Source organism: Photobacterium sp. GB-50 (assembly GCF_003026755.1).
In the GTDB taxonomy this organism is placed as follows: Bacteria; Pseudomonadota; Gammaproteobacteria; order Enterobacterales; family Vibrionaceae; genus Photobacterium.
The window spans coordinates 1-25,612 of the sequence record NZ_PYNX01000029.1 but is presented as its reverse complement, the minus strand read 5'-3'; the positions used below and the strand labels follow the sequence as shown (position 1 = coordinate 25,612).

The 25,612-nt window shown below is 40.9% G+C and carries 29 protein-coding genes; 16 read left to right on the top strand and 13 right to left on the bottom strand.

Annotation, left to right across the window (positions count from 1 at the left end; genetic code table 11):
- The first annotated feature begins 1 nt into the window (after position 1).
- The 16 genes from rplE (at position 2) to C9J41_RS20440 (ending at position 8,898) form a co-directional block, all read left to right on the top strand.
- Complete coding sequence (gene rplE, locus C9J41_RS20515) at positions 2–541, top strand: 50S ribosomal protein L5 (protein WP_005370989.1); 540 nt, start codon at positions 2–4, stop codon at positions 539–541.
- A gap of 15 nt (positions 542–556) precedes the next feature.
- Positions 557–862 (top strand): 30S ribosomal protein S14, encoded by a 306-nt coding sequence (gene rpsN, locus C9J41_RS20510; RefSeq protein ID WP_005370985.1) that lies wholly within the window; start codon positions 557–559, stop codon positions 860–862.
- 36 nt (positions 863–898) lie between these two features.
- Positions 899–1,291: a 30S ribosomal protein S8 gene (gene rpsH / locus C9J41_RS20505; RefSeq protein ID WP_005370983.1), complete on the top strand. Its 393-nt coding sequence runs from the start codon at positions 899–901 to the stop codon at positions 1,289–1,291.
- Positions 1,292–1,303: 12 nt separating this feature from the next.
- A complete protein-coding gene (gene rplF, locus C9J41_RS20500; protein ID WP_005370981.1) occupies positions 1,304–1,837 on the top strand; it encodes a 50S ribosomal protein L6 in 534 nt (177 codons plus the stop codon).
- A 9-nt stretch (positions 1,838–1,846) separates the two neighbouring features.
- A complete protein-coding gene (rplR, locus tag C9J41_RS20495) occupies positions 1,847–2,200 on the top strand; it encodes a 50S ribosomal protein L18 (protein ID WP_005370979.1) in 354 nt (117 codons plus the stop codon).
- Positions 2,201–2,212: 12 nt separating this feature from the next.
- Positions 2,213–2,710 carry a 30S ribosomal protein S5 gene (rpsE, locus tag C9J41_RS20490; RefSeq protein ID WP_005370977.1) on the top strand — a complete coding sequence of 166 codons (498 nt, stop codon included), beginning with the start codon at positions 2,213–2,215 and terminating at the stop codon, positions 2,708–2,710.
- Between the two features lie 5 nt (positions 2,711–2,715).
- Positions 2,716–2,895 carry a 50S ribosomal protein L30 gene (gene rpmD / locus C9J41_RS20485; protein ID WP_005302823.1) on the top strand — a complete coding sequence of 60 codons (180 nt, stop codon included), beginning with the start codon at positions 2,716–2,718 and terminating at the stop codon, positions 2,893–2,895.
- A 5-nt stretch (positions 2,896–2,900) separates the two neighbouring features.
- Positions 2,901–3,335, top strand: a complete 435-nt coding sequence (rplO, locus tag C9J41_RS20480) for a 50S ribosomal protein L15 (RefSeq protein ID WP_005370970.1) — start codon at positions 2,901–2,903, stop codon at positions 3,333–3,335.
- A 22-nt stretch (positions 3,336–3,357) separates the two neighbouring features.
- Positions 3,358–4,683, top strand: coding sequence for a preprotein translocase subunit SecY (secY, locus tag C9J41_RS20475; protein ID WP_005370968.1), 1,326 nt, complete (start codon positions 3,358–3,360; stop codon positions 4,681–4,683).
- A gap of 31 nt (positions 4,684–4,714) precedes the next feature.
- Positions 4,715–4,828, top strand: coding sequence for a 50S ribosomal protein L36 (gene rpmJ, locus C9J41_RS20470; RefSeq protein WP_000868186.1), 114 nt, complete (start codon positions 4,715–4,717; stop codon positions 4,826–4,828).
- A gap of 145 nt (positions 4,829–4,973) precedes the next feature.
- Positions 4,974–5,330, top strand: a complete 357-nt coding sequence (gene rpsM / locus C9J41_RS20465) for a 30S ribosomal protein S13 (protein ID WP_005370966.1) — start codon at positions 4,974–4,976, stop codon at positions 5,328–5,330.
- 19 nt (positions 5,331–5,349) lie between these two features.
- The gene (gene rpsK / locus C9J41_RS20460; protein WP_005370963.1) at positions 5,350–5,739 is read left to right on the top strand and encodes a 30S ribosomal protein S11; all 390 of its coding nucleotides are present in this window, start codon (positions 5,350–5,352) and stop codon (positions 5,737–5,739) included.
- Positions 5,740–5,771: 32 nt separating this feature from the next.
- A complete protein-coding gene (rpsD, locus tag C9J41_RS20455; protein ID WP_005370959.1) occupies positions 5,772–6,392 on the top strand; it encodes a 30S ribosomal protein S4 in 621 nt (206 codons plus the stop codon).
- 23 nt (positions 6,393–6,415) lie between these two features.
- Positions 6,416–7,405: a DNA-directed RNA polymerase subunit alpha gene (gene rpoA / locus C9J41_RS20450; protein ID WP_005370957.1), complete on the top strand. Its 990-nt coding sequence runs from the start codon at positions 6,416–6,418 to the stop codon at positions 7,403–7,405.
- Positions 7,406–7,439: 34 nt separating this feature from the next.
- Complete coding sequence (gene rplQ / locus C9J41_RS20445; protein WP_005370955.1) at positions 7,440–7,823, top strand: 50S ribosomal protein L17; 384 nt, start codon at positions 7,440–7,442, stop codon at positions 7,821–7,823.
- A gap of 94 nt (positions 7,824–7,917) precedes the next feature.
- The gene (locus C9J41_RS20440) at positions 7,918–8,898 is read left to right on the top strand and encodes a glycosyltransferase family 4 protein (RefSeq protein WP_107208698.1); all 981 of its coding nucleotides are present in this window, start codon (positions 7,918–7,920) and stop codon (positions 8,896–8,898) included.
- A 1-nt stretch (position 8,899) separates the two neighbouring features.
- On the opposite strand, the gene C9J41_RS20435 is transcribed toward C9J41_RS20440, so the two are convergent.
- The 13 genes from C9J41_RS20435 to C9J41_RS20375 form a co-directional block, all read right to left on the bottom strand.
- Positions 8,900–10,363 (bottom strand): response regulator, encoded by a 1,464-nt coding sequence (locus C9J41_RS20435; RefSeq protein ID WP_107261918.1) that lies wholly within the window; start codon positions 10,361–10,363, stop codon positions 8,900–8,902.
- Entirely contained in the window at positions 10,360–11,049 is a 690-nt protein-coding gene (locus C9J41_RS20430) for a hypothetical protein (RefSeq protein ID WP_107247896.1), read from the bottom strand. Before C9J41_RS20430 ends, C9J41_RS20435 begins: the two co-directional genes overlap by 4 nt.
- Positions 11,046–14,336 (bottom strand): SLBB domain-containing protein, encoded by a 3,291-nt coding sequence (locus C9J41_RS20425; protein WP_107247897.1) that lies wholly within the window; start codon positions 14,334–14,336, stop codon positions 11,046–11,048. The genes C9J41_RS20430 and C9J41_RS20425 overlap by 4 nt, the downstream gene beginning before the upstream one ends.
- Positions 14,333–15,118 (bottom strand): OmpA family protein, encoded by a 786-nt coding sequence (locus C9J41_RS20420; RefSeq protein ID WP_107208692.1) that lies wholly within the window; start codon positions 15,116–15,118, stop codon positions 14,333–14,335. Before C9J41_RS20420 ends, C9J41_RS20425 begins: the two co-directional genes overlap by 4 nt.
- Positions 15,118–15,429 carry an STAS domain-containing protein gene (locus C9J41_RS20415; RefSeq protein WP_105061076.1) on the bottom strand — a complete coding sequence of 104 codons (312 nt, stop codon included), beginning with the start codon at positions 15,427–15,429 and terminating at the stop codon, positions 15,118–15,120. The genes C9J41_RS20420 and C9J41_RS20415 overlap by 1 nt, the downstream gene beginning before the upstream one ends.
- Before the next feature lie 51 nt (positions 15,430–15,480).
- Positions 15,481–17,268: a sugar transferase gene (locus C9J41_RS20410; protein WP_107294954.1), complete on the bottom strand. Its 1,788-nt coding sequence runs from the start codon at positions 17,266–17,268 to the stop codon at positions 15,481–15,483.
- A gap of 10 nt (positions 17,269–17,278) precedes the next feature.
- Positions 17,279–18,346, bottom strand: a complete 1,068-nt coding sequence (locus C9J41_RS20405; RefSeq protein ID WP_199194451.1) for a glycosyltransferase — start codon at positions 18,344–18,346, stop codon at positions 17,279–17,281.
- On the bottom strand, positions 18,339–19,787 hold the full coding sequence (locus C9J41_RS20400) for a sugar transporter (protein WP_107208689.1): 1,449 nt from the start codon (positions 19,785–19,787) through the stop codon (positions 18,339–18,341). The genes C9J41_RS20405 and C9J41_RS20400 overlap by 8 nt, the downstream gene beginning before the upstream one ends.
- 3 nt (positions 19,788–19,790) lie before the next feature.
- Positions 19,791–20,129 carry a hypothetical protein gene (locus tag C9J41_RS20395; RefSeq protein WP_107247900.1) on the bottom strand — a complete coding sequence of 113 codons (339 nt, stop codon included), beginning with the start codon at positions 20,127–20,129 and terminating at the stop codon, positions 19,791–19,793.
- A 65-nt stretch (positions 20,130–20,194) separates the two neighbouring features.
- Positions 20,195–21,340, bottom strand: coding sequence for a glycosyltransferase (locus C9J41_RS20390; RefSeq protein ID WP_107294952.1), 1,146 nt, complete (start codon positions 21,338–21,340; stop codon positions 20,195–20,197).
- Complete coding sequence (locus C9J41_RS20385) at positions 21,330–22,673, bottom strand: O-antigen ligase family protein (protein WP_107294951.1); 1,344 nt, start codon at positions 22,671–22,673, stop codon at positions 21,330–21,332. The genes C9J41_RS20390 and C9J41_RS20385 overlap by 11 nt, the downstream gene beginning before the upstream one ends.
- Positions 22,660–24,036 carry a lipopolysaccharide biosynthesis protein gene (locus C9J41_RS20380; RefSeq protein WP_107294950.1) on the bottom strand — a complete coding sequence of 459 codons (1,377 nt, stop codon included), beginning with the start codon at positions 24,034–24,036 and terminating at the stop codon, positions 22,660–22,662. Before C9J41_RS20380 ends, C9J41_RS20385 begins: the two co-directional genes overlap by 14 nt.
- Positions 24,033–25,172: a glycosyltransferase family 4 protein gene (locus C9J41_RS20375; protein WP_107208684.1), complete on the bottom strand. Its 1,140-nt coding sequence runs from the start codon at positions 25,170–25,172 to the stop codon at positions 24,033–24,035. Before C9J41_RS20375 ends, C9J41_RS20380 begins: the two co-directional genes overlap by 4 nt.
- Positions 25,173–25,612 lie beyond the last annotated feature (440 nt).

Sequence of the window (25,612 nt, the reverse complement as noted above, 5' to 3'; positions counted from 1 at the left end):
TATGGCGAAACTGCATGATTACTACAAAGAGACTGTTGTAAAAGAGCTTTCTGAAAAGTTTGAATACAAGAGTATCATGCAAGTCCCAAGGATCGAAAAGATCACACTTAACATGGGTGTGGGCGAAGCTATCAACGACAAGAAGCTGCTAGAGAATGCTGCTGCTGACATGACTGCAATTTCAGGTCAGAAGCCGCTAATCACTGTAGCACGTAAGTCAGTTGCAGGCTTTAAGATCCGTGAGGGCTACCCTATTGGCTGTAAAGTAACCTTACGTGGCGAGCGTATGTGGGACTTTTTCGACCGTCTGATTTCAATTGCTGTACCGCGTATTCGTGACTTCCGTGGTTTAAACCCTAAGTCATTCGATGGTCGTGGTAACTACAGCATGGGCGTTCGTGAGCAGATCATCTTCCCAGAAATCGATTTCGATAAAGTAGATCGTGTACGTGGTTTAGATATCACTGTTACAACTTCTGCTAAATCTGATGAAGAAGCTCTAGCTCTATTGTCTGCTTTTAACTTCCCATTCCGTAAGTAAAAGTAAGGGTTACTAATGGCTAAAGAATCTATGAAGGCACGCGAAGCTAAACGTGCCAAGCTAGTAGCTAAGTTCGCTGAAAAGCGTGCAGCGCTAAAAGCTCTAATTAGCGACGTGAATGCGTCTGAAGAAGATCGCTGGAATGCAGTGCTTAAACTTCAGTCACTACCACGTGATTCTGCGAAGTCTCGTCAGCGTAATCGCTGTAACCAGACTGGACGTCCACACGGCTACCTACGTAAGTTCGGTCTTAGCCGTATCAAGGTTCGTGAAGCTTGCATGAAAGGCGAGATTCCGGGTCTACGTAAAGCAAGCTGGTAATCCAGTAAGCAATTCAGAATCACGGAGTATTAACTTATGAGCATGCAAGATCCGATTTCGGATATGCTGACCCGTCTTCGTAACGGTCAGGCAGCGAAAAAAGTTGCTGTAAAAATGCCATCTTCTAAGCTTAAAGTAGCTATCGCTGCTCTACTTAAAGAAGAAGGTTATGTGGCTGACTACACCTTATCTGGTGATGTTAAGCCTGAGCTAGAAGTTACTCTTAAGTACTTCGAAGCTAACCCAGTTATTGAGCAAATCCAACGTGTATCACGTCCTGGTCTACGCATCTACAAGAAAAAAGATGCGCTACCATCAGTGATGGGTGGCCTTGGTATTGCTGTTGTTTCCACTTCCAAGGGTCTTATGACCGACCGTGCTGCACGCAAAGCGGGTCTTGGCGGTGAGATTATCTGCTACGTAGCATAATAGGAGTAGGATATGTCTCGTGTTGCAAAAGCACCTGTAGTTATTCCTGCCGGCGTAGAAGTTAAACTTAACGGTCAGGAAATTACTGTGAAAGGTAGTAAAGGCGAACTAGTTCGTACTATCCATGATGCAGTAGTTTTAACTTTGGAAGAGAACAAAGTTACTTTCGGTCCTCGTGAAGGATTCGATAAAGCTTGGGCACAAGCAGGTACTGCTCGTGCACTAGTGAACAATATGGTTGTTGGTGTTACTGAAGGCTTCACTAAGAAGCTGACTCTTAAGGGTGTAGGTTACCGTGCTGCTGTTAAAGGCAACGCTGTAGGTTTAACTCTAGGTTTCTCTCATCCAGTTGAGCACGAACTTCCAGCAGGTATCAAAGCTGAATGCCCATCACAAACTGAAATCGTACTTACAGGTACTGATAAGCAGTTAGTTGGTCAGGTAGCTGCTGATATTCGCGCTTACCGTAGCCCTGAACCTTACAAAGGTAAAGGTGTTCGTTACGCCGACGAAGTTGTGCGTACTAAAGAAGCTAAGAAGAAGTAAGGTAACACTATGGATAAGAAAGCATCTCGTATCCGTCGTGCGACCCGAGCACGTCGTAAGATTGCTGAACTGGGCGCAACTCGCCTAGTTGTACACCGTACTCCACGTCACGTGTACGCTCAGGTAATTGCACCGAACGGCTCTGAGGTTATCGCAGCCGCTTCTACCGTAGAAAAAGCGATCCGTGAGCAAGTTAAGAGTACCGGAAACAAAGACGCTGCTACAGCTGTAGGTAAAGCTATTGCTGAGCGCGCGATTGAAAAAGGCATCTCTAACGTTGCATTCGATCGTTCTGGTTTCCAATACCACGGCCGTATCGCTGCACTAGCAGAAGCTGCTCGTGAAGCTGGTCTGAAATTCTAAGGTAGGCGGAAGATGGCTAACGAAAAGACACAATCAGATTTGAATGAAAAGCTGATCGCTGTTAACCGTGTTTCAAAAACGGTTAAAGGTGGTCGTATTTTCAGCTTTACTGCACTAACAGTAGTTGGTGACGGTAACGGTCGCATCGGTTTTGGTTACGGTAAAGCACGTGAAGTGCCTGCTGCAATCCAGAAAGCGATGGAAAAAGCACGTCGTAACATGGTTACAATTGCAATCAACGAAGGTACTCTTCACCACGCTGTTAAAGGCCGTCACACTGGTTCTCAAGTGTACATGCAGCCAGCATCAGAAGGTACAGGTATCATCGCAGGTGGTGCAATGCGTGCAGTGCTAGAAGTTGCGGGTATCCGTAACGTACTAGCTAAAGCATACGGTTCTACTAACCCAATCAATGTTGTTCGCGCAACAATTGATGGTCTTAGTGGAATGAACTCTCCAGAAATGATCGCTGCTAAGCGTGGTCTTTCTGTTAAAGAAATTCTGGAGTAATCGACATGGCTAAAACTATTAAAGTAACCCAAACAAAGAGCTCTATCGGTCGTTTACCGAAGCATAAAGCTACTTTGCGTGGCCTAGGCCTTCGTCGCATCAACCATACTGTAGAACTTGAAGATACTGCTTGTGTACGCGGCATGATCAACAAGGTTTACTACATGGTTAAAGTTGAGGAGTAATCAGTATGCGTTTGAATACTCTATCACCGGCTGCTGGTTCTAAGCCTTCTGCGAAGCGCGTAGGCCGTGGTATCGGTTCAGGTCTGGGCAAAACTTGTGGCCGTGGTCACAAGGGTCAGAAATCACGTTCAGGTGGTTCTGTACGTCCAGGCTTCGAAGGCGGTCAAATGCCTTTGAAACAGCGTCTACCAAAATTCGGTTTTACGTCTCGTAAGAGCCTTGTAACAGCTGAAGTTCGTCTAGCTGAGCTAGCGAAAGTTGAAGGTGATGTTGTAAGCCTTGAAACACTAAAAGCTGCGAATGTTATCACTAAGGACATTAAGTTCGTGAAAGTTGTACTTTCTGGTGAAATCGCTCGTTCAGTAACAGTGAAAGGCCTACGCGTTACTAAAGGCGCTCAAGCTGCTATCGAAGCTGCCGGCGGTAAAATCGAGGAATAATTAACTCGAGGATGAGGTACAGATGGCTAAACAACCAGGACAAGATTTTCGTAGTGCACAAGGTGGCCTAGCAGAGCTTAAGTCACGCCTATTATTCGTATTAGGTGCGATCTTAATATTCCGAGCAGGTTCTTTTGTACCTATTCCTGGTATTGACGCTGCTGTACTTGCCAGTCTGTTCGAACAGCAAAAGGGTACCATCATTGAGATGTTTAACATGTTCTCTGGTGGTGCACTCTCGCGTGCTTCTATTTTAGCTCTGGGAATAATGCCGTATATTTCTGCGTCTATTATTGTCCAGTTGCTAACTGTAGTTCATCCAGCATTAGCTGAGTTGAAGAAAGAAGGTGAGGCTGGCCGTCGTAAGATAAGTCAGTACACCCGATACGGTACGCTTGTCTTGGCAACCTTCCAAGCAATTGGTATTGCAACGGGGTTACCGAGTATGATTCCAGGGCTTGTACATAATCCAGGCCCTAGTTTCTATTTTGTTGCAGTGGTTAGTTTGGTTACCGGCACCATGTTTTTAATGTGGTTAGGTGAACAAATTACCGAGCGTGGTATTGGTAACGGTATATCGTTGATTATTTTCACCGGTATCGTTGCTGGTTTACCGCCAGCGATTGGACAGACCGTAGAGCAAGCGCGTCAAGGCGAATTGCACGTACTTCTTCTACTGTTAATTGCAGTTATATCTTTTGCTGTTATTTACTTTGTAGTGTTCATGGAACGTGGTCAGCGTCGTATCGTCGTTAACTACGCCAAGCGTCAACAAGGCCGTCGTGTCTTTGCTGCGCAGAGCACACACTTGCCGTTGAAAATCAACATGGCAGGTGTTATACCAGCAATTTTTGCATCAAGTATTATTCTTTTCCCAGGCACACTGGCTCAGTGGTTTGGTCAAAGTGAAGGTCTAGGTTGGTTAAGTGATATTTCACTTGCTTTAAGCCCTGGACAGCCTTTATATGTAATGCTTTATGCTGCTGCGATTATATTCTTCTGTTTCTTCTACACCGCGTTGGTATTTAACCCACGCGAGACAGCTGATAATTTGAAGAAGTCTGGTGCATTTATACCTGGTATACGCCCGGGTGAACAGACCGCAAAATATATAGATAAAGTGATGACGCGTTTGACTCTTGCAGGTGCGTTATATATTACCTTTATCTGTCTGATCCCCGAGTTCATGATGATAGCATGGAATGTACGCTTCTATTTTGGTGGTACTTCCCTACTAATCGTAGTTGTTGTTATTATGGATTTCATGGCTCAAGTTCAGACACATTTGATGTCTCAACAATATGAGTCAGTTTTGAAAAAGGCTAATCTGAAAGGCTACGGTCGCTAAGTTTAGTTATCCATATTTACGGAGTTTAGCAATGAAAGTTCGTGCTTCCGTTAAGAAAATCTGCCGTAACTGTAAAGTTATCAAGCGCAACGGTGTTGTGCGTGTAATTTGCAGTGAGCCAAAGCATAAACAACGCCAAGGCTAATTAGCAGAAATATTTCTTGCAAATTGAAGATAGGTTGGCTACATTAGCCAACCATATTTTGTTATGTGCAAAAGAATTGTACCACCGCTGCGTATCCTCAACGGGCTCTGCAGCGGTTATTCTTGTAAAGTACTAGGAGTGAATAGTGGCCCGTATTGCAGGCATTAACATTCCTGATCAAAAGCATGCTGTTATCGCATTAACTGCGATCTACGGCATTGGTAAAACACGTTCTCAAGCTATTTTAGCTGAAACGGGTATTGCTGAAGATGTTAAGATCAGTGAACTAACTGAAGAGCAGATCGATCTACTGCGTGATGGTGTAGCTAAGTACACTGTAGAAGGTGATCTTCGTCGTGAAATTTCCATGAACATCAAGCGCCTAATGGATCTTGGTTGTTACCGTGGTCTTCGTCACCGTCGCAGTCTACCTCTACGTGGACAGCGTACTAAAACCAACGCTCGTACCCGTAAGGGTCCGCGCAAGCCGATCAAAAAATAGTCGGATAAGGTAGAGTACAATGGCAAAACAACCAACTCGCGCTCGTAAGCGCGTACGCAAGCAAGTAGCTGATGGCGTTGCGCACATCCATGCTTCTTTCAATAACACAATCGTAACCATTACTGACCGTCAAGGTAACGCTCTATCTTGGGCTACTGCAGGTGGTTCAGGTTTCCGTGGTTCTCGTAAATCTACTCCGTTCGCTGCACAGGTTGCTGCTGAGCGTTGTGGTGAAATGGCCAAAGAATATGGCGTTAAGAACCTAGAAGTTATGGTTAAGGGCCCTGGTCCTGGTCGTGAGTCTACAATCCGTGCTTTAAACGCAGCGGGTTTCCGTATCACTAACATTGTTGATGCGACTCCGATCCCTCATAACGGTTGTCGTCCACCTAAGAAACGTCGCGTATAACGTTTCGTTTCTAGGAAATTGGAGAAAGAAAAATGGCAAGATATTTGGGTCCTAAGCTAAAGCTTAGCCGTCGCGAAGGCACTGACTTATTCCTTAAGTCTGGTGTACGTGCGATTGATACCAAGTGTAAGATTGATAACGCGCCGGGCCAACATGGTGCTCGTCGTGGTCGTCTATCTGATTACGGCGTTCAGCTTCGTGAGAAGCAGAAAGTTCGTCGTACATATGGCGTACTAGAAAAACAATTCCGTAACTACTACAAGACAGCTGCCCGCATCAAGGGTAACACAGGTGAAAACCTGCTTCAGCTTCTTGAAGGTCGTCTAGATAACGTAGTTTACCGCATGGGCTTTGGCGCAACTCGCGCAGAAGCACGTCAGCTGGTAAGCCACAAAGCGATCCTAGTTAACGGTCAAGTCGTAAACGTTCCTTCTTTCAAGGTAGCGGCAAACGACGTTGTTAGCATTCGTGAGAAAGCTAAGAACCAAGCACGCATTAAAGCAGCTCTAGAAGTTGCTACACAGCGTGAACTACCGACTTGGGTCGAAGTAGACAGCAGCAAGATGGAAGGTACGTTTAAGCGTCTTCCAGAACGTTCTGATTTGTCTGCCGACATCAATGAACACCTGATCGTCGAGCTTTACTCTAAGTAAGGCTACAGTTAAGAGAGGACACAATGCAGGGTTCTGTAACAGAATTTCTTAAGCCGCGTCTTGTTGACATCGAACAAGTTAGCACGACACACGCAAAAGTAACTCTAGAGCCATTAGAGCGTGGTTTTGGCCACACTTTAGGAAACGCTCTTCGTCGTATTTTATTATCTTCTATGCCAGGTTGTGCTGTAACAGAAGTTGAAATCGACGGTGTGTTACATGAGTACAGCACCAAAGAAGGCGTTCAGGAGGATATCCTTGAAATTCTTCTAAACCTTAAAGGTCTAGCCGTTAAGGTTGAGGGTAAAGATGAAGTTATTCTTACTCTGAACAAATCTGGTGCAGGCCCTGTTGTTGCAGGTGACATCACCCATGATGGTGATGTTGAGATTGCGAATCCAGAGCACGTAATCTGCCATATTACTGATGACAATGCTGAATTAAGCATGCGCATCAAGGTAGAGCGTGGTCGCGGCTACGTACCAGCATCAGCTCGTATTCACACTGAAGAAGATGAGCGTCCAATTGGTCGTCTGTTAGTAGATGCTACTTACAGCCCAGTGGACCGTATTGCTTACGCTGTTGAAGCAGCTCGCGTTGAACAACGCACTGACTTAGACAAGCTAGTAATCGATATGGAGACTAATGGTACTCTTGATCCTGAGGAAGCTATCCGTCGTGCAGCAACTATTCTTGCTGAACAATTGGATGCATTCGTAGATCTTCGAGATGTACGTGTTCCTGAAGAGAAAGAAGAGAAGCCGGAGTTCGATCCGATCCTACTGCGTCCTGTAGACGATCTTGAACTAACTGTTCGCTCTGCTAACTGTCTAAAAGCAGAAGCGATCCACTACATCGGTGATCTTGTTCAGCGTACTGAGGTTGAGCTTCTTAAAACGCCAAACCTTGGTAAGAAGTCTTTGACAGAAATCAAAGATGTATTGGCATCTCGTGGTCTATCTCTAGGTATGCGCCTAGAAAATTGGCCGCCAGCTTCAATCGCTGAAGATTAATAGTTTACTGATATCTAGTTAGAAGGATTAGGTCATGCGCCATCGTAAGAGTGGTCGTCAACTCAACCGCAACAGCAGTCATCGTAAAGCGATGTTCAGCAACATGGCTAGCTCTCTGGTACGTCACGAATTAATTAAGACTACCTTGCCTAAAGCAAAAGAGCTACGTCGCGTAATTGAGCCTTTGATTACCCTAGCTAAGACAGACAGTGTTGCTAACCGTCGTCTTGCATTCGCTCGTACTCGTGACAACGAAGTTGTTGCGAAACTATTTAACGAACTAGGTCCACGCTTTGCTGCGCGTCCTGGTGGTTACACTCGTATCATGAAGTGCGGTTTCCGTACTGGTGATAAAGCTCCTATGGCTTACATCGAGTTATTAGACCGTCCTGCAAAGGAAGAAGCTGCTGCTGAATAAGCAATAGCCGTTAAATAAGAAGAGAAGCCGAGTCATTAGACTCGGCTTTTTTTTTGCATGTAATTTATAATGATGGATTCATTATGTGGTTACTATGCTCTATGTGATGCTTGATAGTTCAGGTTTTGGTGGGATTGAAAGCCATGTGTTACAGCTTTCATTGCTTCTTAAAGATAAGAAAATTCCGTTTAAAGTTGTTTTTATCTCTAAAGCATCTAATCACCCGCTTTACCCTTTATTAGAAAAAAACCAAATTGAATATTTTACTTCAGCAAGTTTTGTCCATTTTTCACTGCTAGTTCAGTCTCATGATATTCTGCATGCTCATGGATATAAATCTTCATTATGGGCGCGATGTTTAAAACTGCTACGCAGATGTAGAGTGCTTACCAGTTTTCACGCCGGTGAGTTTTTAATTGGACGTTTAGCTTTTTATGAATGGCTTAATCGTTCGACTAGTTTTTTATCAACGAATTTTGCTGTAAGTGACGAGATAAAATCGAAAGTACCTTTTCAGTGTTACGTCTTAAATAACTTTATTCATTCTATTCCTCCCTTTGTGTTACGTCGCCGACATACAACTTTTCAAGTCGGTTTTGTTGGTCGGTTATGTCATGTCAAAGGTATTGACCGCTATCTACAGCTTTCTAACCAATGCCCAACTATTAAATTTCATGTTTTTGGTGATGGTGAAGAGTCTAATTTATTGGGCAGTTATCCCAATATTAAATGGCATGGTGCCGTTGAAGATATGTCACTTCATTGGAATAAAATTGATTTACTGCTTATCTCTTCACGTGCAGAAGGGCTACCAATGGCAGCTTTAGAGGCGATGGCATATGGCATTCCTGTAATAGGCACAAAAGTGGGTGATTTGCCTTTGCTTGTAGATACGAGATGGCTTGTTGATGAGTTTGATTGGTCAAAGTTAGCTTGGTATATCCTATGTTTTGACTCTATGACCAACAAAGAGTGGCAGGCATGCTCTAAATATAGCTATATTCAAGTTGTTACTAAATTTAGTGGAAAACAACGCTGGAATATACTTGCTAACGCTTATGGAATTAAGCAGTAATTTATCTATATATGCTGATTAACGTTTTATCATCTATGGCTGAGCGTTGCGGATTTTGCCAAATTTTCATATGCCTTTCTTTCGCTTGATAATGTGTTAATCGATTGATTTGGTTAATAGTTATAGGGTGGTTAGCAAGTCCATCGCTGTAACAATGAAGGCTGACATCTTTGGTTAGTGTAATGCGTTTTGGTTCTATGGTTAATTGGGTATTGATCCCTAATAAGCCCATATTTTCTTCTAGATGTATGCTCTTATCATGACTTAGTTGAAGTGCTGCAGGCATGCCTGCATTGTAGATGTGCACAGTATTATTATTATCTATGATCATTATCATTAAACAAATCAAATGACGATTATTGGGTGCAGCAATAAGTTGTTGGTTGAGTATCTCGCATATTTCTTTTGGACTTTCTATACCTGCATCAAGCAAGCCAGCAATATAGCCAAACCAGCCAATACCGTTAGCTTTAGCCAATGGACCATGTCCCATATTATCTCCGAGGATGAGCATAGCAGGCTTGTCTTTTTTGGGTTCTCGATATAATAAAAAATCACCTTGGTTTATCGGGTATTGATCAATATCTATTGTGATATCTCGAAGCATAATTTTGGATGGAAATTCTGATTGGTAAGGTGTCATCTGTGCCAATAGCTGTTTTTCAAAAACAGACGCTAGCGTGCTATGGCGCTTTAACACTCGTTTCAGTATTGTGAGTAATTTTTCTTTATTGAGTGGTTTTGTTAAATAGTCATCAATACCTGCTCTTGCTGCTTCTAAAAGTGTGGCGTCTTTGTTGTCTGCTGAGATGAAGATAAAGGGTAATGACTGGCAGTGCTTGAACTCTGTCACTTTATCTCTAAAACTGAAACCATTTATATTGGGCATGTGTAAATCGGTTATCACCATATTGCATTGGCTATGAGCTAGCCAATCGAGTGCTTCAATGGGCTTACTGAAGAGAATGAGTTGATAGTGATCGCGGAGAAAGGTCGCAAAGAGTGCGAGTTGGCTTGGGCTATCATCAACGATCAGAAGTTGCGGTTTTGACTTTTTTTGTGGAAGGTTAAATTGAATAATATTTTGGTGATTGGTGAGAAAATATTTAAAGTCAGGGAAGTAGGTATTGATCAGAGCGAGCCCTAATTTATTGCAAGCGGGCTCTTCAGGTAATATTGCGGAGCTGATTTTTTCTTTCATTGCTTGCCAATGAGAGCCGTTATCAATGATTTCAAATCGAGCTTGATTATTACGTAAGCCATATTTTAATTCAACGTGACTTGCTGTTAACCTTTGATGTGCAAGTAAATTAACACAGTATTCATTACAAACTAGAATCATATGCTGACTCAGCTCATAACTTAAATTGAGTTTATGGCTTTGTGATTTTAGCCAGTGCCTGATCGTTTTTAAGTTCTCGTAATTTAAGCAAAAAGTCTGTTTGAACAATACCTGATTGATCATTGATATTTTCCTTGTAGAAGTTGGCTGTTATTTAGCATTGCGGTAATTTTTGCTTTGATCCTTTCAGGGAGCCACCATGCTTTGGTATTGAGACTTTTTAGCATTCGTTGTGCGAGTGTCGGATTAAATTGATCATTAATAATAAGGCCAATGATATTACAGTTACTTTTTTCTAGTTTGGTAATACTTGTTAGCAGTTTACTTTCTGTCGTCTTGGCTGCGGAAAGGCATAAAAGGATGCCATCGCTGGCATTAGCGATATTAACGGCTGGTAAATTTCGCCAGTTAGCGGTGTTGATATTGCCTGTATCACAAATAATATAGTGATAATGTTGTTGCCAATACTGGAGAAGATAACGAAGTTTATGGGGCTGTCGCAATGTGAGCACTGTGGATTGATCTTTGGGTTGGGGCAAAATATCTAGAAAGGGATGCTTATTAATAAGGTTTTGCTCTTTATTTTCGGTTTCCCACTGTGTTGGCTCGAATCCTTGCCCTGATCCAGAAAGATCAAGATCGATCAATAGCACTTTTGTTTGGTTTACAGAGCAACGTTCAGCTAGCCAATAGCTCATTGTTGAACTTCCGCATTTTTGATTGCAGCTTGCAACGCAGATTATGCGAAGTTGTTGCTGGTGCAATTGTTGGAATAGGTGTTCCATTTCTTCGCTCAACCAAGGTTTCATAATGCGGCTCCTATTACAAGCAAGGTTGTTACAAAACTAAATGCGTCTTGAAGGCCTTGTCTTAACAGTGTGCTTGTTGAATCATCTTCATTGGGGACATATACCGTATCTCCTGGACGAAGCATGGGGATCGGTGTTTCTGCTGGATATTTTATGTAGTTCCGTAAACTGAATGTTTGGCTTTTATCTCCGCAACATGAACTATTGACGATCATTATTTTATCTATATAGGCTTTATCCGTGGGGCCGCCTGCTTCTGCTAGTAAATCGAGTAAAGACATCTGGCTATTGAATGAGTAACGCCCTGGTTTTTTTACTTCTCCCATCAGTCTTACAACGCGATTTGCAGGTTTATCTAACCAATTTCCATCTTGATGCGGAATGTAGATAACATCGCCAGGGACTACTTTGGGTAATAAACTTTCATCGCCAGTTTCAAAATACAGAGTAAGGTTTAGTGTTGTGACATTGGCATGGGTCCCGTTACGATGGCTGATTTTTATTTGCTGTAAGTTAGCATCTTTATTTGGGCCATCTGCTGCTGAAATAATATCTAAAAACCCTAAGTCACTATTAAAGGCATATCGCCCAGGTGAGTTTACTGCCCCAAAGACATAAATAGATTCCTCTGCGTTTTGTCGAATCCATGTGGATTTATTATCACTGGGATCACGTGGGAGTTCATCGACCATTATCGTATCTCCCGCCCTTATGGTTGGGAGTGTTGCAAAGTTACCGCCGCGATCGATAAATTTCTCTAAATCAAAATAAATAATACTATTTGGATCGTTTTTGTTTTTCTTGATAATGCGAATACTGCTTAAGTTCGCGCTTTCTAATGGGCCGCCAGCAAGAGCAAAAATCTCTAAAAAAGTCAGTTTTCTATTCCATTTAAATCGCCCCGGACCTTTTACTGAGCCAATAACCATGACAGTTTTATCATCTTTCGCTTGAGTTGTTTGTGGTACATAAATGACATCGCCGGGGAGTACGGTAGGAAGAAGTTTTTCATTACCAGTCTCAAAGTACCTCGCAAGATCGAGACGAGAAACGGTTGTTTTTTTACCATTGCGATGTGTGATGAGTAACTCTTGAATATCTGCATCACCAATTGGTCCGTCTGCGGCAGAGAGAATGTCGAGAAACCCTTGTTCTTTATTAAAACCATACCGACCAGGAGATCCTACGGCCCCAAAAATATAGATCGAATCGCTTGCTGCTTGACGGAGCCAGCTGGATTTACTGTCGCTAGGGTTGTGCGGGAGTTCATCAACGATAATGGTATCGCCGTATGTGAGCTTGGGGAGTTTACTTTCAGGGCTTCCTTGCTTAATAAAATTCTCAAGATCAAAAAAGAGTACTTGATGCCCTTGAGCCGAGGGTTGATCTTTTTTCGGAAGTCTTACAATACGAATACTGGATAAGTTAGCTTTATTTTTTGGTCCTCCAGCCATGGAAAGTAGATCTAAAAATGTTAGCTTTTCGTTGAAATTAAAACGTCCGGGGGTATAAACCGCACCGATAATCTTAATTGCATGATGATCTGAAGCTTTTGATATTTTTGGTATATAAATAACGTCCCCAGGAACGACTTTGGGTAAGACTGATTCATCCCCAGTTCGAAAGTATTCGGAAAGATCTAACTGAGTAACATGGCTTTGAGTACCATTGCGATGCGTAATAAGCACTTCTTGTAAGTCAGCTTCATTACTTGGCCCATCAGCGGCTGAGAGGATATCAAGAAACCCTTGGTCATTATTAAACGCATAGCGACCAGGCGCGCCAATTGAGCCAAAGATATAAATAGAATCTTTTGGTGCTTGGCGTAACCAACTGGCTTTATTATCACTGGGGTCATCGGGTAATTCATCAATAATAATGGTCATTCCTGCAGAAAGCTCAGGAAGTAATCTTTTAGGATGGCCTTTTTTGATAAAGTTTTGGAAATTAAAGAAAGAGACCTCATGGCCTTTATTAAGATCTTTGTCTTCGGTGATGAGTCGAATATTCGTTAAATTTGCACGTTTAGTCGGGCCTTCTGCGTGAGCGAGTAGATCCATGAAATCCATCGCTGGGCTCCACTCATAACGCCCTGGAATATTGATTGCCCCTATAATTTTAATAGAGCGATCATCCGTAATTTTAAGCCATGACTTTACATTTACGGTGGTTTTTTCTGGAATAAAAATGACATCACCTGTTTTCATCAGCGGGATATCATAATCTTGTGGTGATTTAGTAAACTCAACGAGATTGATCGTTATTGGCGGTTCTGTTTCACTGAGTATTTTGATCTGAGTTGTATCTGCGAAACGTGTTGGACCACCGGCATTGGCTAGCACATCAATAAATTTTGTATTTTTTCCTATTTCGTAAGCGCCAGCGGCTTTCACTTCCCCCATGACAAAGGCGGTTCTTACCGTTGTACTGATGTCATCAATTTCAATCGGAGCATAAATTGTGGTTCCCTCTTTTATAGGAGGAAGATGCTGGGTATCACCTGTATCTAAGAAGGTTTTTAGATCAAATATATAAGGTTTATTATCGGTAACCACTCGAATTTTAGTTACGTCGGCATAGCGTGTTACACCATCTGCACGCATGATGGCATCAACCACATTCATTTCTGGCTTATAACTAAATGTTCCTGGGTTTCGGACTTCACCAAATAATGTTAAGCCATTTTTTTTGTTTGAATCACCTGTGTTTTGAATAGCTGCAGCATCAAAATCAACTTCAATGTTGCCGAGCAGTGGAGATACAGGGACGAAGAGGGTATCGCCATTGGTTAAGGTAGGTAGATTGGAGGTATCACCCGTATCTAAATATTTTTTATAATTAAAACGTTGAGATATGCCATTACGTATGATGGAGAACTTGTTTAACTGCGCGCCTGATCTTGCACCGCCAACAGCAGCAAGTGCTAATTGAATATTGCTGTTAGGTTTGAGTGAAACAGTTCCTGGAGTTTCAACATAGCCAAGTACATGAATACGGATGAGTTGTTCTTTTAAGGTAAGCTTAAAGTCATCAAGGTTAAGATAGATAGATGATAGTTTTTGTTTTATTTTTTGTTCAGCATCTTTGATGGTGAGCTCTGCGATCGATATTGTACCGACTTCTGGGAGTTGAATTTTTCCGTTATCATCAATCGTGAAATCGTCACTGAATGCTTTTTCGCCAGGTACAAACAGGAAAATACGATCGCCTGCCGTTAGCGTGATTGTATTGTCTGCCCGTAAAGGGAAGCAGATAAAGAGAATGAGTAGGCAGAAGATACGGATCATAAGCCATCTCGAATTGTATGCCAGTCCTTTATATCAAATACGCGATGAATAGACTGAGCGTGGTGTTCAACCAATACTCTTGCTTCTACTTTTCTATTATTGAGCTGCTTTGTGAGAGTGTTATCGTCAATGGCCTGTGTTTCTCCAACACTAAGCACCGTTATTTGGTTAGGATCAACGCCATTTTCAACAAAGAAGTCTTTAACTGTATTCGCTCTTTCTAAGCCAAGAGCATAGTTATTCAGTTCATTACCTTGGCTATCGGTATAGCCAATAAGTTGTAAGTGCCAGTGCTCTTGACGTTTAATTATTCCAGCGGCATAGCGGAGTGATTCTTGATAATCAGGCAACAAGGTTGTTTTATTTAACGCAAACTGGTTATCGACGGACATATATAATAAGAAACGCTCTTTGAGTTCTACTTCAGAATAATTGGGGTCAAGGCATAGGGTGTGATATTCCAACCAATCCATTTGCTTTTGGATCACGGCATTCTGGGTTTGGTATTTTAAAAGAGTAATTTCAGCATCACGATCAAAACCGTTAAGGGCTTCTTCTCTTGCTTTTAAATAAAGGTTTTGTAATCGGATATATTGACCAGGAAGACAATGTTTGGCGCCTCGTGTTGCGAGTAATTGGAGCTCAAACTGATGGTGTTCGAGTTGATGGAGTTGGGTTTGTTTTGGCGGTGAAAGTGGAATTTCTCCTTGCGCAGGCCAAAAAGTACTACAACCTGTCAGTAGTAATAATAAGGCTATAAGCAGCAATAGAGGCGATTTCATTAAGTTAACTCTGCTGATGTGATGAGTGGGATCACTTTATCAATCCTGAGCATTTGCATTAACTCTCTAGGTTGACCGTTAACATTAAGTAGACGTAAACGACGTCCTCGGCTTTTTAAGCGTTTATAAAGAAAAACAATGGCACCAATACCACATGAGTCGATAAATTGGACTTGCGTCATATCAATGACGAGTTCCATTCGCTCGGTTTGACTGAGAACATCAAATTCACTTTCAAGCTCCCTTGCTCTTTGCGCATCAAATTCATCTTGTAGAGCAAGTGCGATAACTGAGCTGGACGATGCGAACATAGGTATTCCTTATTCTCTATTTTAACTAATATGATTCAAAGGTTGTGCCAACTATTGTCCACGTCTCGTTACCATAATGTATGCTGTTTTGAGCAATATCCAGCAGTCCATTCTAAGCCATTGTAATGGTGATGCTAATGCGATAGCGTAAGCATGATCCCATGCGATCTTCGCTTTAACGTCTTCTATACAGCTGTCGTAGCCTTGATTTACTTGTGCTAAGCCTGTTATACCTGGGCGTAAGCCTCGAGTTCGTTCTAAGTAGAAAGGCAATGCATTTTGCAAATTTCCACATAGTTCAGGGCGTTCAGGGCGAGGGCCAATTAATGACATGTCTCCCTTTATCACATTAATAAATTGAGGCAGTTCATCTAATCGCGTATCTCTTAAGAACCCTCCTATTCGAGTGATACGAGGATCATTTTTTTGAGACCATACCGCACCACTTTTTGCTTCAGCGTTAGATTGCATGGTGCGAAATTTCAACATGGAGAACAACATGATATGTTCATCATTAATTTGTCCTACACGCACTTGTCGATAAAAAATATCACCTTTGGAATCTAACCGTATAAGCAAGGCAATCAGGGGCCATAATGGAAGTGTGAGTAATAATCCTATAAAACTGAGAAGAATATCGAAGAAGCGTTTGAGGATAATCGTAAAAGAATGTTGGTAGGTATTGAGAGGCGGCTTTTTTTTCCAGCCATCTCTAAATTGCCCAAAGAGATAGCGTAGCATTCCAATTAAAGAAGATAGGTAACCACCTATTAAATAATGTAATTTATCTAACAGTTTATTTTTTACACCTAATAGAGGTAGTGCCGCAAGACTATATCCAACGACTTGCAATCCCGTTAACCATATGGCGAGAAGTGAGCCATGGACGGCAAGGTAACAGGTTATGCTTAGGTACATGATGAAAAGAAAAGGCATTAAGGTTCTTAAACCTTTACCAGATGCGAATAACCATTTTACCCCTGGCTGGTGGAGATTAAATACAAAACGACAGCGGATCAGTTGCTGTAAGTTACCGGCGCCAATACGCTGTCTTCGTTGATGGGTTTGTTCATTACTACTAATATCGAGCTCAATACTATTTATGCATTCATTATAAATCACATTATAACCTTGCTTAAGCACTTGCATCGGCAACATGAAATCGTCGTTGATGGTGTCGTAAGGCAATGGCTGAAATAAGCGTGATCGCATAATATAAAAAGCGCCATTGCCACCAATAACACTACCTAAATGTGATTCCGCAAAGCGCATATTATTTTGCCAAGACCAGTATTGTTTCTCTCCTGTATTGCCATCATAAATAAGGTAATTACCTGTGATTGCACCAACTTTAGGATCGTTAAAACTATGGGTTGCTTGTTTAAGGGCATCGATCGAGATAAGCGCTGATACATCACTTAATGCAACCAGTTCTGCATAAGGTTGTGCCATCGTGATAAGTTGATTTAGGCGCGCTAACTTTCCTTTATTGCTGGTGCTTATTTGCAACTGAAAATGAATATTAGCCCGTTGAAATTGCCTCTCCCATTGGCGACAAAGTTTTGCGGTTGCATCATTGCAACCATCGCAACAAATGAAGATAAACAGTTTTTCTGCGGGATAATCAAGCATCAATAAATTAGCCAGTTTATCGTTAATATGTGCTTCCTCATTATAAGCCGGAATAAGGATCGCAATGGCTGGAAAACTATCTGGTTCTACTGTAATGGTTTTTCGTTTTAGATGTTGTCCATACCACACCATAACAGCACTATAGATAACATGATGATAAATAATAATTAGCGTTAGAATTAAAAGAATAAACCAACTTACCATCATGGTTAGCTCCTTACTTCGCGAGGGCTTCATACGCTGCTGTCATCGTTCTTACATCAGCAACGTGTTGGATGAAATGCGCTGTTTTTGTTTCATTAGTCTTATGTGTCAGTACATGATCTAGAGCGTGAGCTAATTGGACAGGATCATTAGGCGATATTAATACACTGTTTTCTGGATGGGCGACATCGGGGATCGCACCAATATTTGATGCCACAATCGGTTTACCGCACGCTTGTGCTTCAAGCAAAGCTAAGGGGAGTCCTTCATGACGTGACGGCATGCAGAACACATCAATAGCGCGATAAAAAGAACGCATGTTTTTACAATAACCCAACCAGTGAATACGATGCTCAAGCTGTAAACGACAGGCGAGCTGTTTGAGGTTTGAGAACTGCTCGCCATCACCTGCAATAACAAGATGATAATGCTCTGGAAGTGATGATAGGGCGAGAAGCATGGTATCAATCCCTTTTTCTGAAACCAGTCGCCCAGCACAACCAATGAGTATTTGTTTCTGAGGCAACGCTAAGTCATGACGAGCGTTGGCTTGATCGCCAATACAGTAAAAGTGACAGTCGATACCGTTATTAATAATATGATCAGCTGGACGACCTAATCGTTGATGAAGATCTTTGGCTATTGTTGGGGCATCGGCGACGAGTTCAACATGTTTATTTTTTAATAGCCAACGAGTGAGGGTTTGTTGTTTTGGCTCTTCTAGATGCCAACTGTCGTGCTCAGTATGTATATGGGTTGTGCTTAGCCCTAATAGTGCGAGTCGACTATAGAGTAAAGGACCTAAATGGTGGCTGTGAACCGTGGTGATCTTTAGCTTATTAATGATTTTTCTTAATTGATAAGCGGTTTGAAGATGTATACCTGAGGGTTTATTTAAAAATATTAATTGGTTTTTAAATGCTGCTAACTCAGGCCATGCTGAAATAGCAGATGTGGCTGTTTCTTCTAATGAAGCAACATAAACACGATGCTTTGATGAGGCAAAACGCACCAAATTCAGAACGAGCTTTTCTAACCCGCCAGGGCGTAAATGTTGGACGACTTGTAGTGTTCTAACCATGTTCATGTTCCTTTGAGAAGTAAGGAATGCGCACCAAGATTGGGTAAGATACTAACTGTCGGATATGGCTGGATTGATATAATCGCGTATCAAAAATAATCGAGATGCCTACAAGAAATAAAGCAATGACTGCGCCAAAAAGAATGCCGGACAAAAAGTTCATCCACCATGGCCAATTTTGAGGAGCATTCGGTACTGAGGGTTTGTCTATTATTTTGAGCTTGTCTGGTTCTTCAAAACGCCCAAGGTGGCCAGTGACTCTGGCCATTTCATAGCGCTCTAGTAGTTGGTTATAAATGTTCGATTTGACCTTATAGTTTCGCTCTAAACTGGTGAGTTTTTTTTCTAATTCTGCAAACTCCACCCGTTTTCCTATGATATTTGCAGCTTGTTTTTTGAGTAATACGAGCTCTTGATTAATGGCATCGATTTCAGACTCTGCTTGCTGTAAGGTTTCAAATTGGCTGAGCAATATAGGTTGGGTTTGGTTTTCAGGATCTTGAGTGCTATTAACTAGCCGTTGCCATAAACTGTTGATTTGATCTGGGGAAAGTGATTGCTGTAACTCAACTTGCCGAGTCCGCTCTTGTTTTAAACGCTCTAAACGGCGGAGTACATTTTTAATTAATGAATGTTGATCGGTATAACTGGCACGTAATATAGCAAGCTCGGCTTCGGCCATTACAATTTCTTGCTCTAGTTTGCCGATAACAGGGTTGGTATTTATCAGTGTTTTATACATGCTATCACGTTTACTTGTTGCGTGGAGTAAAGCCAATTCTGATTCGTTTATTTTCCTTAACAATTTAATACTAGTATCAACATTGACGCCTTGTAGGAGCGGTAAGTTATCCGCATTTTCTGCTTTAAAGGTGGCAAGCTCACTTTCTGCAAGCTCTAAATCTTTTTGGGTTGTTGTTAATTGTTTTTGTAAAAACACTTCTGAATTATCAATCGATGCTCGTCCAGGGGCTCGTAGCTTTTCTAAGAAAATGCGAGAAAGAATATTTAATATTTCTGGAATTTGTTCGGGTTGTTGCCATACAAGACTCATTTGAACGAGATCGTTACCTGTCAAATCAAGGGTGATCCCTTTTTCGAGTTGAGCGGTGACGTGTTTAATTTTTTGTGGGTTTTTATCAGGCACTAGATCGAGTTCATCAATTACGATCGCCAACGTTGATTGGCTTTGGATCACGACTTGGAGTGCTTTAATTCGCTGCTCTAGATTCATTGAAATAGATAAATCTTCTAAAAAAGGATTAAGCAATGCGGCCTCCTGAACCAAAATAGTGGTTTCAGAGTAGTAATACTTAGTTTTAAGAAAGCCGCCTATTGTCATTAGAAAAGGCATAATGATGATGGGTAAAACTAATAAATAACGATGAAGCCATAATCCATAAAGTAATGGATATAAGCGCGTTATAAAGAGGTGGCGCATACCTTAGTTACTCCGAAGGAGCAACGTATCGATTGTTATTTGAGGAGAATACTCCAACGTTAAAGGGATTTGATGCTCTTGTGCGATCGTCTCTATGTTTTGCATTCGTTTTTGACTGTGTAATAAAGCGTCAAATTTATTATTGAGCTTAGCAGGGCCTACTGTTGCTGTTATTTGGTTATATGAGAAGGTTGAAAAAAATTGGATGATTTTACGGTGTTGCTCTGCGGTTAACGTCACTTGCTCTGAACTAAAAAAAAGCTCTAATTTCTTATTGGATTGTGAGGTACTGGCACACCCAACCAGCCCTAGTAAGATGATTAGATAGATTGTTCTTATCATCACGCATTCCTTTTTCTTGTGTGTATAAGAAAGACTGCAAAAAGAGTGCCTGATGTAAGGGTTTGTTATTCAGTCGTTGAACATCGTATTTTTTGTATAGTATGAATGATCTTTTCTATACGACGTTGCCAACTATCATGCTGGACGCTTTGGTATGCTTTTTGTTTATATTCATCGACTTGTTGTGGGGTTAACTGTGTAATGCGATCAATTGCCGAGAGCCATTCTATCTGAGTTGTCGCAATTGACACTAAAGGTGAGTACTCTGTTGCGGCTTTATATTTACTGCTAATGACAGGACATCCGGCTGCTAAATATTCTCTTAATTTTAAGGGGTTACACATTTTAATTTGTTGATTATTGATGAAAGGTAAAATAGCGATATGCCAATGTTGTAAATAACTAGCGAGTTGGTGATGAGGTATCGCAGGTAATAGATGGATATTCTCATTTTGCAATTGCTGAACTTGATGACACTCCTTATTCCCAAGCAAATAAAATTGAAGATGTGGGCGCGCTAATGCGAGTTGTTGTAATAAATCGTAATCAAGCCAATTATTTAAACTGCCATAAAAGCCAATATTTTTTTTATCTTTATCAATGGCTGGTGGGCATTCATGTTTTGATTTAAATAAATGAAGATCAACACCATGGGGCAAATAATGTGTCTTGTGTTTCGGGAAGCGTGCCATTAATTGTCTGTTTGCCACATAAATAAGGTCGGCCTGCATACTTAATGTTTGTTCTGCTTGCATTGCTTTATCGTGATCAACGCCAGTTAGTGCTGAAAAATCATCTCCGCAGTAATAAATGATTAAATCGGCTTGGCAGAGTTCGATATATTCAATCGCACTCGGTAAGGCTATCCATAAAACACGATAGTGTTTTTTTGGGGGGAGTTGTGTCGTCAATAGCTTCTTATTGATGTACTTCATCACTTTATTTCGAGCTAATGGCCAAACAAGAGGTTTGATGATCTTTTTTAAATTTGTGGCGGAGATTTCAGTTTTTTCTGTACGACGCATAAAAGCCATGAACTTTTCGATAATACGCCTGATATCTTTAGCTTGCAGTTGGGGTTGCCTTAAACCAATAGAATTGACCCAATAGACAGGATATTGCTGAGCAATGATTGATATTAAGTGCTGAGTGCTAGATGGATGTCGTCCCCAATCTTCACCAAAAATAATAAACTCTATATCACGATCCATGACTCAAATCCTTTTTATGGAGTTGATTTGTATTACAAGTTAATCGATCGGTTGCAATTAATAAGCTTAATAAAATATAAAAAGGCCACGTTGTTCCTTGTGTGAGAAAAGTACCACTGACAGAAAAGGAAACCATGCCAAGCCATAGCCCTTCAGCAAGTGGTTGATATGTTGTTTTTTTTAATCGTTTAAGTAAGCGGTAACTAAGTTGGAAAGTTTTTATTAACAAAGTAGCAAATAAGAATAACCCGACAAATCCGTTCTCAGCTAATATTTCAAACCAAGAGCTATGAACAGCATGGTTCTTACCATCCCAATGTACTGAGTAAAAATAGTAATTATTATAAAAATTACTTAATCCAACACCAGTAAATGGATGATCAACTGCCATCATTATTGCAGCGCCCCAAGCATAAAGACGCCCCATTGCAGACTCATCAATGGCGCCTGAACTAGCAGATGAAACAAATCTGTTTTCAATACCTGCTGCGACAAATAAAGCCATGATCCCAAGAGCGGTAATGATAAGTGGTGTGACGATATTTTTACTGCGAAGAAGCAGTGACATAAATACCACGCTAATTATTCCCAGTTGTCCGCCTCGACTTTCCGTTGCTGCAATACCTGCTAGGAGAGTTATGCTAATAAGCATCGCAATAAGACGAGCAATAATGTGGCCATGGAAAATATGGACAGCAGTAAATGATAGCGGAAATAACAGAACTAAAGAGAGATCATTAGGATCACCGAGCATTGATCCAAATGCTCGGCCAATCGTGACACGTGTTTCTTCGACTAATCCAATCTCATAATATTTGTTATACAACGTAATAGAGGCAATCAACAAACCACAAAGAAAGAGTAAATAAGGAATTCTTTTTAGTTGAGAAATATGGGTGGGTAATAAACTAATAGCAAAAACCATTAAAACGATTTTTAGAAAGTTACCTGACAACATTTCAAATGATTCTTCTCTATTAGAAGCAAAAGCACAGCTAATACTGACCCAAAATGCAAAGCAAAGTAGCCATGTATGTAATGGGTGCCACTTGAAGTTACGATAGTTCATCCATAACTGCCAACTTAATCCGACCAAACAAGCAAGTGCTAATAACTTGGGTATTTTAAAGGGTTCAAGGAATGGCATTGCTTCATGTAAGCGAAAATATGAAAAAAGAATAAACCAAATACAGAGTAAAAAAGCACGCTTAACAACAAAGGGCAGGGACAGTATTCCAAGAAATGCAAAGTAATGTTTAAACGTGTAATTGCTTACAATAAAGCAACTTATCGTACTAAACAAAGCGATGATAATTTGTTTACCCCTTGTCATAGATCACCTGTAATACATGGCGATAGTTACAAAGGTGACGCCAAGGCCAATAGATTTGAAGGCAAAGAAGAGGAGTTAACAGAATGAGAAAATAAGTGAGTTGATATTGCTGACAAAAACAGATCAGTATAATAAGTGAAAAACTGACAAACAAATCAGAGAGAGGATATCGCAGAGGGAGATGGTATTGACTATAAAAGTAAAAAATAAAAAGGCGCAACGCTTGAATCGCAATTCCACAATAGATCAATGCGAGAATATCAAATAAGGGTAATATATAAATAAAAACGAGTAATGATAATAGCGTTGACAGGCTATTAATCAATAATATTCCTTGTCCATGTTCGTGGTAATAGCAGCCGACATTAAGAAAAGTACAACAGCCTTTTAGCATTAACCACAATGCGATGAATGGGATAAGAACACTACTGTAATAAAACTCAGCATTAAGCCAAAACCTTAAAAAAACAGGGCCGAACAAAAGCACAAGAGCAGAAATAAGTATGCAAAGCTGGCAAGCTAAAATAGTAATATTGGCTAAGTATTGTTTACGGTGCTCTGTATTGATAAAGCTAAATCGTTTTGGAAACCACCACAACGCAAAAGGTTCTATTAATAAACTAGCGGCAACCCCCCACTGCATTGCAATTGCATAAGGAGATACCGCTTCCACTCCTAAATAATGCGCGATAGCCCAACGCTCAGCACCTAATGAAATAAAACCCAATAATCCAGAGATAGTTAGAATTGCACCATATTTTAATAATGCGGGGTTCATTGAGAAGTGTGGTATTGGCCATTGTTTATAGAGTAAAACACTACACACGACTTGTGCGATCAATCCAGCTAAAGCCATACCATCAACTTTCCATGTAGTGACCAACAAGAGCGCTAAGGCCGCTTGCAATAATGCCGTGATAAGTAAAATACTTACAAAGTGTTTAGCATTATTCTCAATCCTTAGCTTTGCTAAAGGGATAGCGTTAAGAGAGTTAAAGTAGATAGTAAAAATAAAACAATTAAAGGAAAAAAGTGGCGGTGGACCAGGTAAAAGCGTTTGAATATCGTGATTAAAAAAAACAAGCAGGCTTGTAATTATTGCACCACATAACATGACTTGCCATAAGGCTTGGCCTAATAACCGTGTTGGGTTTGATGCATCATGATAAAAACGATAGAGACCATCAATGATGCCTAAACTAATGAGCAGTGATAAGAATGTAGTTAAAACTAATAATACATCAAGCTTACCGTATTCTTCCAAACCTAATTGATCTGTAACATAAGGTTGAATTAGCAATCCAATTAGTTTACAAAAGACGACTCCAATCCCATAAATCGCAACAACCTTTAATGTGCTCATAGTGCTTCAATCCACTGTGATAGCCGTTGCGCTTGAGCTTTTGCAGTAAAGGCTTTCATGACATGCCTATAACCGAGCTCTCTTTGAGTTTTTAATTCCTGATAGCTTTTTAGCTGGTGGTTTGTAATTGCTGTTGCTAATTCTGTAGGTGAATCTTTCTGTATCATCACTCCTATATCAGAGCAAAGGATCTCAGTACAACCAACAAGGTTAGTAGTAATAATAGGGATCCCTAATGCAAGGGCTTCTTTTAAAACTAGTGGGCCTGTATCAGTATCACCATTATTAGCGATGGTAAAAGGAGCGATTAGTCCTTGGTAACGTTGAGCATGAGATCGTAGCCAATCTGCATTTTGACTGCCTAAAAAAGAAACAGCGTTTATGAGTCCATGCCGTTTACAAAAAGATATTAGTTCCGATTTTAATGGCCCATCACCAACAATATCGATTTCAATCGGGTGTTTGAGTCGTTGTATGGCTTTCAATAACGTTATAAGCCCTTTTTTTTCAACCAATCGACCAATAAATAAAAAGCGCTTAGATGGAGACCATTCATTATTTAAAGTGGGATAGTTTTGCTCTTCAATCCCACAAGGTAGATAGTGAACAGGTGTCTTTGTTAGTGATTGCAAATGATCATGCATTGCCTTTGTCACAGCGCAGCAAAACTGACAATGAGAAAGCTTGGCTTGTAAATCTTGAGGCCCAGCGTAGATATCAGCGCCATGTCCAACAAATGACACTGGAATATTCAATATTTTTGCTGCAACGATTGCAATCGCTGAGCTATGCCAAGCAAAATGCGCATGAAGATGCTGGCATTGGTAACTATGTGCCCATAGCGCTAATTGTAGGCCTTGCCGAATAAGAGCGAGTTTTCCGAACTCATGTTGTTGGTAAATAAAAGGTAAGCTTCTTACGGAACGGGTGATGTGGCGAAAACTATAGTAGGGAAGGTTTGAGGGGTAGCAACACTGCTTCATTAATGGAATATCAGCACGTTGAAAGTGTTGACCTTTCATAAATGAAAACGGAACAACATGATGTCCAAGTGCAATCATTGCTCTCATTTCAACACCCGTGAATGTTTCAGATAAAGTAGGGAAACAAGGGATCACATAACCTATTGTCTTCATCACAGTGCTCCGCGAATGACTTTTAATAAATAATTCAAACTTAGTGCCATGTTTCAGTGGCGCTTAAGTAAGAAGATCATCAGCTATTGAGACAGATTGCATCGCATCGTGATTAAACGTCTTGTGTTTTGCAATTCATCACTAAGGTTGGATAGGGTTATTTAGTAAGAGAAGATGCACAAATAGAGGTGAAAATAATCACCAATGGAGGTATTGTTTGAATTATGAACACTTGGTTTTTTTTGTTTAATTTATTCTTGCCATCTTTATATTTGCTCTTATAATGCGACCCCACTGACACGGACAACGGCGTAAGCGGTTACCGAGTTCAGTATTGTTCTTTAACAATTTGACCATGCAATCTGTGTGGGCACTCGTTGAAAAGTTAAGTCGAAAGATTTATCAATGATACTAGTGACCAATACAAATAACTTCGGTTA

Coding starts and splice junctions, on each gene's coding strand:
- rplE (WP_005370989.1), top strand. CDS start 2: ATGGCGAAACTGCATGATTACTACAAAGAGACTGTTGTAAAAGAGCTT.
- rpsN (WP_005370985.1), top strand. CDS start 557: ATGGCTAAAGAATCTATGAAGGCACGCGAAGCTAAACGTGCCAAGCTA.
- rpsH (WP_005370983.1), top strand. CDS start 899: ATGAGCATGCAAGATCCGATTTCGGATATGCTGACCCGTCTTCGTAAC.
- rplF (WP_005370981.1), top strand. CDS start 1,304: ATGTCTCGTGTTGCAAAAGCACCTGTAGTTATTCCTGCCGGCGTAGAA.
- rplR (WP_005370979.1), top strand. CDS start 1,847: ATGGATAAGAAAGCATCTCGTATCCGTCGTGCGACCCGAGCACGTCGT.
- rpsE (WP_005370977.1), top strand. CDS start 2,213: ATGGCTAACGAAAAGACACAATCAGATTTGAATGAAAAGCTGATCGCT.
- rpmD (WP_005302823.1), top strand. CDS start 2,716: ATGGCTAAAACTATTAAAGTAACCCAAACAAAGAGCTCTATCGGTCGT.
- rplO (WP_005370970.1), top strand. CDS start 2,901: ATGCGTTTGAATACTCTATCACCGGCTGCTGGTTCTAAGCCTTCTGCG.
- secY (WP_005370968.1), top strand. CDS start 3,358: ATGGCTAAACAACCAGGACAAGATTTTCGTAGTGCACAAGGTGGCCTA.
- rpmJ (WP_000868186.1), top strand. CDS start 4,715: ATGAAAGTTCGTGCTTCCGTTAAGAAAATCTGCCGTAACTGTAAAGTT.
- rpsK (WP_005370963.1), top strand. CDS start 5,350: ATGGCAAAACAACCAACTCGCGCTCGTAAGCGCGTACGCAAGCAAGTA.
- rpsD (WP_005370959.1), top strand. CDS start 5,772: ATGGCAAGATATTTGGGTCCTAAGCTAAAGCTTAGCCGTCGCGAAGGC.
- rpoA (WP_005370957.1), top strand. CDS start 6,416: ATGCAGGGTTCTGTAACAGAATTTCTTAAGCCGCGTCTTGTTGACATC.
- rplQ (WP_005370955.1), top strand. CDS start 7,440: ATGCGCCATCGTAAGAGTGGTCGTCAACTCAACCGCAACAGCAGTCAT.
- C9J41_RS20440 (WP_107208698.1), top strand. CDS start 7,918: ATGCTCTATGTGATGCTTGATAGTTCAGGTTTTGGTGGGATTGAAAGC.
- C9J41_RS20435 (WP_107261918.1), bottom strand. CDS start 10,363: ATGATCAATCAGGTATTGTTCAAACAGACTTTTTGCTTAAATTACGAG.
- C9J41_RS20430 (WP_107247896.1), bottom strand. CDS start 11,049: ATGAAACCTTGGTTGAGCGAAGAAATGGAACACCTATTCCAACAATTG.
- C9J41_RS20425 (WP_107247897.1), bottom strand. CDS start 14,336: ATGATCCGTATCTTCTGCCTACTCATTCTCTTTATCTGCTTCCCTTTA.
- C9J41_RS20420 (WP_107208692.1), bottom strand. CDS start 15,118: ATGAAATCGCCTCTATTGCTGCTTATAGCCTTATTATTACTACTGACA.
- C9J41_RS20415 (WP_105061076.1), bottom strand. CDS start 15,429: ATGTTCGCATCGTCCAGCTCAGTTATCGCACTTGCTCTACAAGATGAA.
- C9J41_RS20410 (WP_107294954.1), bottom strand. CDS start 17,268: ATGATGGTAAGTTGGTTTATTCTTTTAATTCTAACGCTAATTATTATT.
- C9J41_RS20405 (WP_199194451.1), bottom strand. CDS start 18,346: ATGGTTAGAACACTACAAGTCGTCCAACATTTACGCCCTGGCGGGTTA.
- C9J41_RS20400 (WP_107208689.1), bottom strand. CDS start 19,787: ATGCGCCACCTCTTTATAACGCGCTTATATCCATTACTTTATGGATTA.
- C9J41_RS20395 (WP_107247900.1), bottom strand. CDS start 20,129: ATGATAAGAACAATCTATCTAATCATCTTACTAGGGCTGGTTGGGTGT.
- C9J41_RS20390 (WP_107294952.1), bottom strand. CDS start 21,340: ATGGATCGTGATATAGAGTTTATTATTTTTGGTGAAGATTGGGGACGA.
- C9J41_RS20385 (WP_107294951.1), bottom strand. CDS start 22,673: ATGACAAGGGGTAAACAAATTATCATCGCTTTGTTTAGTACGATAAGT.
- C9J41_RS20380 (WP_107294950.1), bottom strand. CDS start 24,036: ATGAGCACATTAAAGGTTGTTGCGATTTATGGGATTGGAGTCGTCTTT.
- C9J41_RS20375 (WP_107208684.1), bottom strand. CDS start 25,172: ATGAAGACAATAGGTTATGTGATCCCTTGTTTCCCTACTTTATCTGAA.